General features: G+C 59.3%; 10 protein-coding genes. 5 read left to right on the top strand and 5 right to left on the bottom strand.

The window, feature by feature from the left end; all coding sequences use genetic code 11:
• Window positions 1–13 precede the first annotated feature (13 nt).
• Window positions 14–1,645 (bottom strand): PAS domain-containing methyl-accepting chemotaxis protein, encoded by a 1,632-nt coding sequence (locus tag ACF8YQ_RS16115; protein WP_396621977.1) that lies wholly within the window; start codon window positions 1,643–1,645, stop codon window positions 14–16.
• A 228-nt stretch (window positions 1,646–1,873) separates the two neighbouring features.
• Here ACF8YQ_RS16115 and ACF8YQ_RS16110 point away from each other — a divergent pair, with 228 nt between their 5' ends.
• On the top strand, window positions 1,874–3,532 hold the full coding sequence (locus ACF8YQ_RS16110) for a bifunctional diguanylate cyclase/phosphodiesterase (RefSeq protein ID WP_224850552.1): 1,659 nt from the start codon (window positions 1,874–1,876) through the stop codon (window positions 3,530–3,532).
• 118 nt (window positions 3,533–3,650) lie between these two features.
• Window positions 3,651–4,616, top strand: coding sequence for a helix-turn-helix domain-containing protein (locus ACF8YQ_RS16105; protein ID WP_396621976.1), 966 nt, complete (start codon window positions 3,651–3,653; stop codon window positions 4,614–4,616).
• Between the two features lie 56 nt (window positions 4,617–4,672).
• Here the strand turns inward: ACF8YQ_RS16105 and ACF8YQ_RS16100 are convergent, their stop codons facing one another.
• Window positions 4,673–7,768 (bottom strand): efflux RND transporter permease subunit, encoded by a 3,096-nt coding sequence (locus ACF8YQ_RS16100; protein WP_396621975.1) that lies wholly within the window; start codon window positions 7,766–7,768, stop codon window positions 4,673–4,675.
• Entirely contained in the window at window positions 7,768–8,865 is a 1,098-nt protein-coding gene (locus ACF8YQ_RS16095) for an efflux RND transporter periplasmic adaptor subunit (RefSeq protein WP_396621974.1), read from the bottom strand. Before ACF8YQ_RS16095 ends, ACF8YQ_RS16100 begins: the two co-directional genes overlap by 1 nt.
• A 285-nt stretch (window positions 8,866–9,150) precedes the next feature.
• Here ACF8YQ_RS16095 and ACF8YQ_RS16090 point away from each other — a divergent pair, with 285 nt between their 5' ends.
• Window positions 9,151–9,657 (top strand): DnaJ domain-containing protein, encoded by a 507-nt coding sequence (locus ACF8YQ_RS16090; protein WP_014422766.1) that lies wholly within the window; start codon window positions 9,151–9,153, stop codon window positions 9,655–9,657.
• Here ACF8YQ_RS16090 and ACF8YQ_RS16085 read toward each other — a convergent pair whose 3' ends face one another.
• Complete coding sequence (locus ACF8YQ_RS16085) at window positions 9,658–10,452, bottom strand: secretin N-terminal domain-containing protein (protein ID WP_396623322.1); 795 nt, start codon at window positions 10,450–10,452, stop codon at window positions 9,658–9,660.
• A 366-nt stretch (window positions 10,453–10,818) separates the two neighbouring features.
• Between ACF8YQ_RS16085 and ACF8YQ_RS16080 the strand changes: the two genes are divergently transcribed.
• A complete protein-coding gene (locus ACF8YQ_RS16080; RefSeq protein ID WP_396621973.1) occupies window positions 10,819–11,871 on the top strand; it encodes a 3-deoxy-7-phosphoheptulonate synthase in 1,053 nt (350 codons plus the stop codon).
• On the opposite strand, the gene ACF8YQ_RS16075 is transcribed toward ACF8YQ_RS16080, so the two are convergent.
• Window positions 11,816–12,487 (bottom strand): LysE family translocator, encoded by a 672-nt coding sequence (locus tag ACF8YQ_RS16075; protein WP_396623321.1) that lies wholly within the window; start codon window positions 12,485–12,487, stop codon window positions 11,816–11,818. The genes ACF8YQ_RS16080 and ACF8YQ_RS16075 overlap by 56 nt on opposite strands.
• Before the next feature lie 181 nt (window positions 12,488–12,668).
• Here ACF8YQ_RS16075 and ACF8YQ_RS16070 point away from each other — a divergent pair, with 181 nt between their 5' ends.
• Window positions 12,669–14,108: a dihydrolipoyl dehydrogenase gene (locus ACF8YQ_RS16070; RefSeq protein ID WP_396621972.1), complete on the top strand. Its 1,440-nt coding sequence runs from the start codon at window positions 12,669–12,671 to the stop codon at window positions 14,106–14,108.
• Window positions 14,109–14,139 lie beyond the last annotated feature (31 nt).

Genomic DNA, 14,139 nt, shown 5'->3' with positions numbered 1-14,139 from the left:
TCGCCAGACTACCCTATTGTGCCGGCTCAGGAAATTGCCTGGCCGGCGCTTTGGAGCCCTTGTTCAGCAGTTTGTCGCACAACATCTGCAGGAAGTGGCTGGTCAGCAGCTGGGCCTGGTCGACATTGGAGCCCAGTTGCTCGGACTCGTGGCGGGCGCTTTCGCTGCTCTGCACCGATTGATTGCCCAGGTGCAGCAGGTGTTCGGCCTGGCGCTCCACCTGCACCGCCAGTGCGGATTGCTGCTCGGTGGCGCCGGCCACCTCACGGGCGCAGTCGTCAATAATGTCCATGTCTTTCAGGGTGGTGGTCAGGGCCTGGCCGGCTTCGTCGGCCATGGTGGCGGTCTGCTCACAGGCCGCGGTGCCCTGGCTGATGACGTCGACTACCATCCGGGTTTCCGATTGCAGTTCTTCAATCATGGTGTCGATACGGCGGGTGGAATCGTGAGTACGCTGGGCCAGGCCCCGGATCTCGTCCGCCACCACCGCAAAACCACGGCCGGATTCACCCGCTCGAGCGGCTTCAATCGCAGCATTCAGGGCCAGAAGGTTGGTCTGCTCGGCAATGTCGCTGATCACCTCCAGCACCACGCTGATGGCATTGCTGCGTTCGGTCAGTCGATCCATCTCGCCGTTGGCACTGGCCAGTTGCTGCCGGAGCCGTGACAGCGATTGATTGACCCCATCCATCCTGTGCTGGCACTGGCTGGCGGATTGGCGGGCGTCGGCGCTGGCTTGCCGGGTGCGGTCGGTCATTTCGTTCACCCGGCGCACACTCTGGGCCAGTTCCTCAAAGGCCCGGGTGATTTGCTCAATATCGCTTTGCTGGCTGCGGATACTCGCCACCGAACTGGAGACCCATTCCATGGTGCGCTGCTTGCGGCCATGAAGTTTGCCGATGTTGGCATGCATGCGCGCCGAGACCGCGCGCAAGGTGGCATCACGCTTTTGCCGATCGTACTCGATCCAGCCGCCTTCATCGCGCCGTCCGGTATAAATCCAGGGCATCACGGGGTGGGCATCACAACAGGCCTCCCGGGCGGTTCGCATCATTGGCAGGGTAAGCCAGAACAGGATACCGAAAACCGACAGCACCAGAGCTTGCAGCACGGCCATTTCCGGCATTGACAGTGACGTCAGGCCAAACACCAGAAGGCTGCCCGCGAGCAGCCCGTACAGGCAGGCCAGTTTGGAGATCAGAGGGGGGGACACCGCCAGAAAACGCCGGGGCAGGCGGCCGCGATTCCAGGCGGCGTAGGCCTTTTCCGCCCGCCGGACCTGGCTGCGGCGGGGCTGGCACCGCACCGACTGGAATTCCACCAGTTCGCCGTTCTTCATGATTGGCGTGACATAAGCATCCACCCAGTAGTGGTCGCCGTTCTTGCAGCGGTTCTTGACCATACCGCGCCAGGAGTCGCCCTTGCGGATGGTTTCCCAGAGATTGGCGAAGGCTTGCAGCGGCATATCCGGGTGCCGGATCAGGTTGTGGGGTTGGCCGACCAGTTCGTCGATTCTGTAGCCGGCAACCTCCGCGAATTCCTCATTGGCGGCGGTAATCTTGCCCTTCAGATCTGTGGTGGTGATCAGGTGATAATGCGCGGGGTATTCGCGCTCGTGACCGGTAACCGGCTCGTTCCTGCGCATGGGGCGCTCCTGCGGGGCGTTTGTTTTGCTTTGCACCTACTATCGACCTGTATCCGCTAACGGGGTATCCGGATATTGCAAATGTTGAAAATGTGTTCACATTTTTCTCCGCCTTTGGTCAAAGGCGAGGGGTTTTTGCAAAATATGGATAGGTTTGCGACGTTTTCTGCCTATGCTGGGAGAAAAGAGCCTGCCCGCAGCAGGCCGGACACGGAAGGGATACGGCGTATGCAGGCGTTGACAGAACAGGACTTCAAGGCCCTGGTGGATAACCACCCCCGGGCCATCATGCTTTCGACTCCGGACGCGGTGATTACCTATGTAAACCGGATGTTCCAGGCCGTGACCGGATACCGCCCAGAAGAAGTCCTGGGCCGGGCTCCGTCGGTGCTCAGTTCCGGGCTGCACTCGCCGGAGTTCTATCAGGCCATGTGGGAAAGCCTGAATGAGAGCGGTCGCTGGGAAGGCCTGATCTGGAACCGGCGCAAGAACGGCGAGAACTATCCCCAGTGGCTGACCATCTATCCGGTGGATTATCAGGGCAAGCGTCTGTACGCCGGTGTGTTCATGGATGTGGGTGAGCTGGCTGCCAGCGATGAACGGCTGGCAACTCTGGCCTACTACGACCCCCTCACCGAACTGCCCAATCGTTCGCTGTTCCAGGAATTCCTGAAGGCTCGGGTGAACCAGCGTAAAGACACCGCCGACCTGTTTGCGGTGCTTTATATCGACCTGGATTTTTTCAAGTCTGTGAACGATTTGCATGGCCACGATTGTGGTGACCGGGTGCTGCAACAGGCCGCGGCTTGTATCCAGGCCGTTGTTCGCAAAGGCGATGTGATTGCCCGGCTGTCGGGGGATGAATTTGCCGCCATCATTGAGCTGGATAGCGAAGACCAGTTGAAAGCGGTATGTGAGCGGATGACCAATGTGTTCCGGGCGCCCGTGGTGGTGGATCACCGCGAATACTTTCTCTCTGCCTCGGTGGGCGCGGTCATCTACCCGAACCACGGCGAGACCGCAGGTGAATTGCTGCAGAATGCCGACCGGGCCATGTATACCGCGAAACTGGCCGGTCGGGCCTGCTACCGGATCTACAGTGCGAGCGAAAGCCAGCATGGCCAGCAGCAGCAACGGCTGTCTGAGGCCCTTGTGGCTTCCCTGAAGGTGGCGCCGGAGGAATTCTCGGTGGTGTACCAGCCCCAGTACGATCTTGCCACCGGCGCCATGGCGGGCATGGAAGCTCTGCTGCGCTGGCAGCACCCTGAGCTGGGGCCAGTGTCACCGGGAGAGTTTGTCCCGGTGGCCGAGCAGCGCGGGCACATTCACGAACTGACCGAGCAACTGATCCGGTGCATCCGTCGCGATCTGGAGGCGTGTGCTGTCGATCATGGCCGAGGTCGACGCCTGGCCATCAATATTTCTGCCCGCCAGATTGCCGATGGCCGACTGGATGGATTGCTGGAGCCGTTCTTCGAGCGGGTTCGGCAGGCGGGTTGGCAGCCGGAAATCGAGATTACTGAAACCCACCTGATGAACCTGTCACGCCGATGCCTGGACAAACTCCGGGAATTTGGTGACAAGGGGGTGGTGGTTGCCATTGACGACTTTGGTACCGGATATTCCTCGCTGGCGTATCTGCATGCTTTACCTGTGAACGTGCTCAAGATTGATCAGCAGTTCGTCCAGCGGCTGGGGCAGGACGGCAGGGATTCACGGATTGTGTCAGCCATTCTGGCCATTGCCGAGGCGCTGAGCCTCGAGGTGGTGGCTGAGGGGATCGAGACCGAGATTCAGAAACGCAAGCTCCAGGAATTGAAGTGTCACCGGGGTCAGGGCTATCTGATGGCCCGGCCGTCCCCCCTGAATCAGCTGCAACTGGATTGATAAGAATCAATTAACAGGCAAACTCCGTCGCGTTTCTTGCCATTTTGCAAGATTTGGCTAGGGGTTTGCGGCGCGCTGGCTTAAAACAGCAAGCTCACTCATTGCCTGTTCATGCTGTATGCGCAATCTCACTGCCAAACCGGATCTGGATGCCTACCTTCGACTCAATCGCGCTGCGGCTGGCGAATGGCAGGCGGCCATCCGTGAGTTGCTGGGCTGTGAAGACGTTGGTCTCACTCTGGAGCGTCCGCAGACCGTTGTTGGCTCACTGTCCTCTCTAAGCGTGGACCATGGCGTCGTCTGTGCTCTGGATCTGGTGCAGGATGCCGAGGTGCATCTGTGCGGACTGCCAGGGACTTTGTTGGTGGTGCCGGTATCGGGGCAGTGCGATGTGCTGGTAAATGGTGATTGCAGGCAGCCGGCTTTTCCGATGGCCACCATTACCTTCACTCAGTCGATTTCGGTGCGTGCCTGCGAGCATTCCCGTCTGATTCTGTTAAACCCGGAACAGTGGCGCAGCAACGTCACCCCGGGCCAGGGTGCGTTAGCCTGTATGGCGGATCGGGTGAATCATTTTCTGTTGCGCTCCAACTTCTTCCAGGATTACAACGATGCCTGTGATTCTGCCCATATCCTGTTTGAAGAACTGGATGACATCGCCCGGGAGGGTGGTTGTGAAGCCAACGAAGCGCCCCCGGAGCTCGACCGCCGGCTTCTCCGGGTTATCGACAAAATCCGCATGGAGCCAGCCTGGGAGTTTGATTTGCAGGAACTGGCCAATCATTCCGGGGTCAGTGAGCGCAATCTGTATTATCTGATGAAGCGGGAAACCGGCATGACCCCGTACCGTTTCTACCAGCGCTGCCGGTTGATCCGGGTTCGGCGCCGGCTAGTGGATTGCCAGTGCGATGCGCCCCATATTTCCTGGTACGCCGCCGATGAAGGGTTTTCGCATTTGGGGCGGTTTGCTGCGCTGTACCGGGAACACTTCGGAGAGTTGCCCAGCGAAACCGTCCAGTGGCGCCGCCGCTTGCAGGCGGGAGAACCGGCGCTGGAACCACCAGCCCGGATTGCCGTCTCCTGACGCAAAAAAGCCCGACATGTTGCCATGCCGGGCTTTTTTATGATTGCCGTGCCGGTTCAGTGGTTGCCGGCTGGCGCCTGCGTTGAGGACGACTCTTCCTCGTTGCCGTATTCATCGGCTGCCGAGCCATGGTGATCCCGGGCCAGCAGAATGTAGAATGCTGGCAGCACGAATACCGTGAACAAGGTGCCAATGCCCAGGCCGGCACTGATGGTCAGGCCGATGGCAAACCGGCTCTCGGCACCCGGGCCGATGGCAATGAGCAACGGCACCATGGCAAAGATCAGCGCCAGAGAGGTCATGATAATCGGCCGAAGACGGATGGCCGCCGCCTCGATTACTGCATCCACCTTGTTCAGGCCCCGATCTTTCTGCAACTGATTGGCGAACTCCACAATCAGGATGCCGTTCTTGGACACAACCCCGATCAGCGTAATCAGTCCCACCTGGGTGTAGATGTTCATGGAGGCAAAGCCCAGTACGATAAACGCCATAGCACCGGCTACCGACATGGGCACCGACACCAGAATGATGATCGGATCGCGCCAGCTCTCAAACTGTGCCGCCAGTACCAGGTAGATCACCAGCAGTGACAGGAAGAAGGTCACCACCAGAGCGCTGCCCTGGGTGGCCAGCTGACGGGTTTCCCCGGTGTAGTCGTAGCTGAAGCCCTGTGGGAAGACCTCGCTGGCGGTTTGCTCTATAAACTCCATGGCGGTGCCTGCTGCCACGCCCGGCATAACCACGCCTTCCAGGGTCAGCGAGTTCTGCTGGTTGAACTGGGTGCGGTTCGACGGCTCCACTTCCTCGGTAAAGCTAACCACGCTGGAGAGCGGCACCAGTTCGCCATTGCCGGCGCGGATGTAGTAGTCCTGCAGGGCTTCCTTGCTCGGGCGGAACTGGTCATCCACCTGTGGAATCACCTGGTACGAGCGGCCCTCCATGTTGAAGCGGTTGATGTAACCGCCACTGAGCATGCTGGCCAGAGACTGCCCCACGTCCTGCATCGACAGGCCCAGATCGGCCACGCGATCACGATCGACATTGATGCGGGTAACCGGCTTGTCGAAGTTGATGGACTTCTTCAGGAACATGAAGTTGCCACTCTGCATGGCCTTGCCCAGCATTTCATCGGCCACCTGGTCCAGCTGTTCATAGCTGCCGCCGGTGGTGATGACAAACTGGAACGGCAGACCGCCGCCGGAGCCGGGCAGGGAAGGCCGGGGGAATACCGCGGTCTGCAGCCCGGTGACCTTTTTCAGTTCGGCGTCCAGCATGGGCTGAACCTCGAACTGACTGATATCCCGCTCACTCCAGGGCGCCAGCTTGAACCCGCCGAATACAGCATTGGGGCTGGTGATACCCAGAATCATGAAGTCTTCGCTGTAACCCGACACCTCAGACATCCGGTTCTGCACTTCCTGACCGTGGTCGTACAGGTAGTCCAGGGTGGAGGTTTCCGGGCCAAGGCCCTGATAGAACAGAATGCCCTGGTCTTCGGTGGGGGCCAGTTCGTTCTGGCTCATCATCACCATGAAGTAGATGGAGCCAAGCACCACAAAGGCGAAGAACACCACGACCGACTTGGTCTGCATCAACGATGAAAGTGCAGCCTTGTAGGCATTGGCCAGGCCGTTGAAGGTTTTTTCCACCAACTGCTCGAACCGGCCAGGGTTGCCGTGGGGCTTGAGAACCTTGCCGGAGAGCATGGGCGACAGGGTCAGGGCGACTATACCGGAGATTACCACCGTGCCGGCCAGGGTAAAGGCGAATTCGGTGAACAGCGAGCCGACCAGGCCACCCATAAAGCCGATGGGGGCATAAACCGCCACCAGCGTGGTGGTCATGGCGATGATGGGCGTTGCCATTTCCCGGGCACCGTTAATAGCGGCATCGAATCGGGATTCGCCTTCCTCGATGTGTCGGTGCACGTTCTCCACCATGATGATGGCGTCATCCACCACCAGGCCGATGGCCAGCACCATGGACAGCAGCGTCAGCAGGTTCAGGGAGAAGCCGAACATCAGCATGACAAAGGCGCCACCAATCAGGGACAGCGGTACCGCCACCGAGGGCACCACCGAGGCTCGAACCGAACCCAGGCACAGGAACACCACCACCAGGACGATGATCATGGCTTCCAGCAAGGTCTGGATAACCTCGTTAATGGAATCCTCGATAAAGTCAGAGGCATCGTAGGCCAGGCGCACATTCAGGCCGCTGGGCAACTGACTTTCGATATCCGGCAGTTCGGCCTTGACCAGGTCGGCCACGGTTAGCGGGTTGGCCCCCGGTGCCAACTCAATGGCCACATAGGTGGCCGGCTGGCCCTTGTACAGAGCCAGACTGTCGTAGGTCTGGGACCCCAGCTCCACACGGGCAATATCCTGCAGGCGGATCAGAGTGCCGTTTGACTGTTTGACCACCAGGTTCCGGAAGGCGTCCGGATCGGCGATATCGGTGTCGCTGGTCAGGCTGACCTCGGTGTATTTGCCGCGGGTTTTGCCCACTGCGGCCTGATAGTTGTTGGCCCGCAGTTTGGCGGCTACTTCTACCGGAGTCATATCCACGGCGGCGAGACGTTCCGGGTCCAGCCAGATACGCAGGGCAAAGGTGCGACCCAGCAGTTCAGCTTTGCCCACGCCGGCCAGCGCCTGCAGCTTGGGCTGCACCACCCGGGTCAGATAATCGGTAATCTGGGGCACATCCAACTCGGTGCTGTAAAAGGCAATGTACATCAGTGCCGTGCTGTCGCCGGTAGTCGAGGTAATCACCGGGTCCTCGGCTTCCGCCGGTAACACGTTACGCTGACTGGCTACTTTGGCCTGGATCTCCGCCAGGGCATCGTTGGCGTCGTAGTTCAGGATCATCTTGGCCTGAATGGTCGATACGCTCTGGGAACTGGTGGAGGTCAGGTAATCAATGCCGCTGGCTTCAGCAATGGCCTGCTGCAGCGGGGTCGTGATAAAGCCCTTGATCAGATCAGAACTAGCGCCGGGGTAGGCCGTGGAGACGGTCACCGTGGTGCTTTCCAGTTCCGGATACTGCCGGATTTCCATTTCCATGGCGGCCCGCGCACCGATCAACAGGATCAGCAGGCTGACCACCGTGGCCAGAACCGGCCGGTGGACAAAAATGTCGGTAAATTTCATTACTCAGACGCCTCCTGGCCGGACTCGTCCTGGATTTCAACACGCTGGCCCGCACGCAGTCTGAGCAGACCTTTGGCCACCACGGTCTCACCCTCTTCGAGACCAGACAGCACGGCCGCCCGGCCATCGCGAACTTCGCCCGTGGTGACGGTGCGGCGGCTGACAATCAGTTCACCGTTGTCGTTTTCTTCCACCACGTACACGAAATTGCCGTAGGTGTTGTAGGAAATGGCGGTGCGCGGCAGGGTAACCACTTCGTTGTCCCGGGGCTGGCCGGTCTGGATGGTGGCAAACATGCCCGGGCGCAGCAGATTCTCTTCATTATCCAGAGTGGCGCGCATGCGTACGGTGCGGGTTTCCGGGTTCACCGAGGTATTGATGGCGCTCACTTCACCCTCGAAGGTCTGATTCGGCACGGCGGCAACAGTCACTGATACCGGATACCCCTGATCCACATCCGGCAGGAATTTCTCGGACAGGGTGTAATCCACATAGATGGGGTTCAGCATGTTGATCTCGACAATCGGCGTGCCGGTAGCAATGTACTGGCCCTGATCCACCATGCGGATACCCAGCTTGCCGTCAAAGGGCGCGCGGATCACTTTCTTGTTGAGCTGTGCTTCAGCCTCGTTCACCCGGGCGCGGGCGGCATCAAAATTGGCCTTGGCCTCATCATACTGGGACTGGGACACGGCCCGCTTCGGCAGCAGGTCCGAAACTCGCTTGAATTCCTGCTCCGCCAGTTGGGCTTCTGCTCGCCGTGTGCGCAGTGCTGCTTCGTCGATGGCGGCATCCAGGCGCACCAGAACATCGCCCTTGCTGACGGTGTCGCCGGACTCAAAACCAATGTTCTCAATCACACCAGGCACTTCGTTGGCCACTTCGATGCCATTGATGGCTTCGATGCTGCCGACAGCCTTGATGGCCGGCTGCCAGTTTTCGGTAGTCGCTTTGGTCACGGAGATGATCGCCGGTGGCTGCGGCTGGGACATCATTTCTTTCATCTGGCCGAACTGCATGAACTTGTAGCCGAAGATGCCGCCGAGGACGACACCAAGGAAAATGATGACGATGACAAAACGGGAAGCAGTGCGCATAGATCTGTTCCTGGGAGTGAATTTCCTGAATCTGATAAAGTCGCCCGGAAGGGAAGGCTGACAGCTGTCCTTGCAAATCAGGGCGCGGGGACAATGTAATAGAACGTCAGTTCAATTTAACGAATAGGATGCTACAAAAGCTGTTTCTATTTGTCACCCGTTTGCATTCAACAAACAGTATAAATACTGCGGACAGATTACGCTGGTGTGTCCGGGGTGGATTATAGTATCCGGGCGTATTTCGGACTCCCGTTTTTCGACAGCAAGAATACAGGACTAACATCGATGCAACTGATTCTCGGCCTGGCCCTGGCGGCTGCCGTGTTTGTCATCCTGAAAAAATGGGGCGCGCTTTCGCCGGAAGGGCAGAAGGCGGCGATCTGGAAAGTCATTCTGGTGGCTGGCGGTGCGCTCTTGCTGTTTATGGTGCTGACCGGCCGGGTGCATGTGATCACGGCCGGTATTGCCGCTCTTATTCCCCTGTTGAGAAAGCTGCCGGCGTTGCTGCGTTATGCACCGATGTTTCGCAAGGCCATGGGCGATTCATCCGGTAATGACTCGACGCGCCATGCAAATGCCGGGGGCGATCGGGCTGCCACCCGGGGGCCAATGAGCACGCAGGAGGCCTGCGATATTCTGGGAGTGAATCCCGGTTGCTCCCGTGAGGAGGTGACCGCTGCCCACCGCAAACTGATGTTGAAGGTGCACCCGGACCGCGGAGGCAACGATTACCTGGCCGCCAAGCTCAATGAGGCCCGAGATGTCTTGCTGGGCAAGCGTAATCAGGCCTGATCAGGGCAGAATTTCCACTTTGACGTCGATGGACAGGTTTTCTGCACGCTTGCTGTTCACACGGTAGGTGATGCCTTGCTGCTCCTGATTTATGGAGGTGCGAGTTCCTCCGAGGCTGACCCATTGCCCCGGCTCGACCCGCCGGATGGTCATCAGGGCTTCGGTTTCGTAGCCGGGGAGTGCGGCCGGGTCTTCCTCAAAGGACACGATACTCAGCTCTACCGCCTGGTTCGAGATGGCCTGGGGACTCACCACAAAGCCGCTTCGGGTTTCCACCTGCTGCAGGATGGCGGCGGGATTACGCCCGCCCTGAACGGCAAATGGCAGGGTGCGCACATTGCCGGAGGTGATGTGGGCCGACTGGCCATCCTGCACAATAAGCTGACGCTCCCGGGTGGAATTGGTGCTGATGGTACGGCGCTCGACGCTGGCGCCGGCCGAACCGTTCGAGAGGGTGACGCTGCCTCCGGATTGTTTACCCCCGATGTCCTGACGGTAGCGAACGCTGATCCTCATCTGCACGGGTGGTACATCCATTGATTGCACCAGAGTTCCGATTTCGTCCAGCAGTGTTGGTTCACCACGGACCACCAATTGCTGTCCGCGTGCCGTAACCGTTACCGGCGCCTGATGGTAGAGTTCGCGAATCTGTAACTCGATGTCTTCAGCGGTTCGGTTGTTCAGGTCATAGACCCGGGCTTCCGACTGTGCCCAGGCGGCGCTGGAAACCGTTAACAGGGTGAGAATCAGGGCAGTCATCAGCGAGAGAACGGGGCGGTGCTCAGGGTTTCGCATGCAGGCCTCCAGAGCCATGACGGCCATGCCCGCTGCAAAATAATCCGTCTTGCGGGTTGCCATCGTTAAAACCGTGGGTATATAGTGAAAAGCATGAAGACCTTACACGCAGCCTGTCAATTGAATGTTCTGAAAGCTTTCGGTGAAAAACTGAAGGCCGCAGGTTCTGCTGTGTATTTTTGGTGGTTTGGTTATGGCTTTTATTTTAGCCAGAGCCCGGGCCGCCCGTAGGATCTTCATCGACCGAATACAACGAGGAAGGCAGCCCGGCAAGCAACCCAGGCTGCCACCGGACTCCGAAAAGCCCCGACTGGTAGCCCAGCCGGGGCTTTTTTGATTCTGATACAGGGAAACGGGAACACAGACATGAACATGCCGCTGAAATCTGAAACACTGGATGCGCAAACCTCAAGCGCCTGCCAGCACCGCCAGGAAGCCAGACTGCCCACCGCCGCCGAGTTGCGCCAGCAGTTTCCGGCCGATGAGCAAAGGGTGCGGGCCATTGCCAGTTACCGTGATCAGATCCGCGCCGTGCTGCACGGTCAGGACGACCGTACCCTGATCGTGATGGGCCCGTGTTCCATTCACGACGAGCAGGCTGCCCTGGATTACGCCACCCGCCTGAAAGCACTGTCAGACGAAGTCAGTGACCGTTTCCTGATTGTCATGCGCGCCTATCTGGAGAAACCCCGTACCACGGTGGGCTGGAAGGGCCTTCTGTACGATCCGGAACGCACCGGTCAGGGCGATCTGAAACAGGGCCTGGAGCGTTCCCGCAAGTTGTTGCTGGCGTTGTCCGAGCTCGGCCTGCCGCTCGCCACCGAAGCCCTGAGCCCGTTCATGATGGATTACCTGGGGGACCTGGTAAGCTGGACCGCGATCGGCGCGCGTACCACCGAATCCCAGATTCACCGGGAAATGGTCAGCGGCCTGCCCATGCCTACCGGGTTCAAGAATGGCACCGATGGTGGCATTACCGTGGCCAGCCACGCCATGAAGTCGGCCTCGCACCCGCATCATCACATGGGCATTTCCCACAGCGGCGCCCCGGTGATGATATCCACCGCCGGCAATCCGGATACCCACCTGGTGCTGCGCGGTGGCCGGGGTGTGACCAACTACGATGAACTGAGCATTGCCAAAGCGGTGGCAGAGCTGGAAAAAGCCGGCATATCGACGGCGGTGATGGTGGACTGCAGCCACGACAACGCCTGCAAGCAGGCCGAGCGGCAGGTGGATATCGCCCGGGAGGTGATGGCCCAGAAGCGCAACGGCAACCGGCACATCAAGGGCCTGATGCTGGAAAGCTTCCTGGAGTTCGGCCGCCAGGATGATGGCAAAGAGCTGGTCTACGGCTGCTCGATTACCGATCCGTGCCTGGGCTGGGAACAGACGGAGGCTCTGATCCGCTCACTGTAGACAACAACAGTTGCCCGGCCAGCAATACCAGAATGCCCCCCATGGCCCGGTCGAGCCAGTGTCCGAACCGGTTGAAACCCCGGCGGACACGGGGGTGGGTAAAGAACACCGCCACCATGGCAAACCACAGGCCGGTGGCCAGTGCCATGTAGATGCCGTATCCGGCCTGCAACAGAACCGGCGTGCCCGGGTTGATGATGACCGAGAACAGGGACACGAAGAACAGGGTGGCCTTGGGGTTCAGGGCGTTGGTCAGAAACCCGAGCCGGAACGCCGCCCAGCCGCTTTGAGCGTGCCCGCCGTTGGCCTGCACATGAATGCCACCGGGTTTGGCCCGCAGGCAGTGCCAGGCGATGTACAGCAGATAGACGGCGCCAATTACCTTGAGCACGGTAAACAGCATCACCGACTGCTGGATAATCAGCCCGATGCCCAGCAGTGAATAGCCCACATGCAGCAGAATGCCGATGCCAATACCCATGGCGGTCAGCAGAGCATTGCGCCGGGCCTGGGTCAGTGCCTGGCGCAGCATGACCGCAAAATCCGGCCCGGGGCTGGCCACCGCCAAAAGGTGCACCAGGGCAACGGTCAGAAACTCCAGCCAGTAATTCTGCACAGTCATTCTCCGGGTTGTTTGCACTTGTGATCAGGGTATTGCGCCCGCAGCCAGTAAGCACGGGGATTTTTTCTGTGATTCCCCTGTCAGCGGATAATAAGCTTTCTATACTTTACCGAAAGACTCCTTAAGTTTAACAGCCCGAAACACCTGAAATATCAGTCAGTCTCAAGGAGGCAGGATGAACAAGCGAGAAGTGGATGTGGCGGTTATCGGTGCAGGTACGGCGGGTATGGTCGCCTATCAGCGCGCCCGCAGGGCCACAGACCGGATTGTGTTGATTGAAGGTGAACAATACGGCACCACCTGTGCCCGGGTAGGGTGCATGCCCAGCAAACTGCTGATTGCCGCAGCGGAAAGGGCGCATCAGGTAAGGCAGGCTGAACAGTTTGGTGTGCTTCCGGGCGATGTGCGTATTGACGGCCGGGCCGTGATGGCGCGAGTGCGTAAAGAGCGCGATCGTTTTGTGGCACCGGTGGTGCGATCCATGGAATCGCTACCGGAAGAACATCGGTTGATGGGGCACGCCCGCTTTGTTGACAGCCACCGCATTGTGGTCGGTGATCATACCGAAGTAACCGCCGGCCGTATCGTTATTGCTACCGGCTCCCGACCCAATATTCCCGGTATTTTGAAAGAAGCGAAAGACCGGCTGGTGGTCAACGATGACGTGTTCGACTGGCAGGACCTGCCGTCGTCGGTGGCGGTGTTCGGCCCGGGAGTGATTGGTGTTGAATTAGGTCAGGCACTGAGCCGGCTGGGCGTAAAGGTCCGCATGTTTGGCGTTAGCGGCGGCATCGGTGGTATTCAGGATGAAAAGGTGCGGGAGTATGCGCTGGACACCTTCCGTGAAGAGTTTGCCATCAGCCCAAAAGCGGAGACCCGGCGGGTTGAACGCATCGAGGAAGGTGTTCGCATCAGCTGGAGCGAGGGCGGTGAGGAGCATCAGCAAACCTTTGATTATCTGTTGGCAGCCACCGGACGGAGACCAAACATTGATCACCTGGATATCCAGAATGCCGGCATCGACCTGGATGAACGCGGTATGCCCGTGTTTGACCCCTTCACCCTGCGCTGCGGCGACAGCCATATCTTTATTGCCGGTGACGTGAACAACGACCGCCCCCTGCTGCACGAAGCGGCAGACGAAGGCCGGATTGCCGGCGACAATGCCGGGGCCTGGCCGGAAGTCCGGACTGGCTTCAGAAAAACCCCCATGGCGGTGGTGTTCACCGAGCCCCAGATTGCCTCGGTGGGGTTGAATATCCACCAGGTAGATGAACGTTGCCAGGGCTGTTTTGCGGTTGGTGAGGTGTCATTCGAGGATCAGGGACGCAGCAAGGTTATCGGCAAGAATCGGGGACTGCTTCGAGTGTACGGCGAGCACGGCAGTGGCCTGTTCATGGGCGCCCAGATGTTCGGACCTGCTGCGGAGCACATTGCCCATTTGCTGGCGTGGTGCGTGCAAAAGCGAATGACCGTGAGCGAGATGCTGGAGATGCCGTTTTACCATCCGGTGATTGAGGAAGGGGTGCGAACCGCGTTGAAAGACCTGAGCAAAAAACTCCAGATCGGCCCCGCGCCCGGGGAGGGGTGCATGGATTGCGGGCCGGGAGTGTAGCTTTACCCTCCGTCCTTGACAGAGGGCAAGC

Origin of the sequence: Marinobacter sp. W-8 (genome assembly GCF_044342215.1) — a bacterium.
Taxonomy (GTDB): domain Bacteria; phylum Pseudomonadota; class Gammaproteobacteria; order Pseudomonadales; family Oleiphilaceae; genus Marinobacter; species Marinobacter nauticus.
The sequence above is the reverse complement of the archived record's forward strand: the minus strand, read 5'-3'. Positions and strand labels throughout refer to the sequence as shown.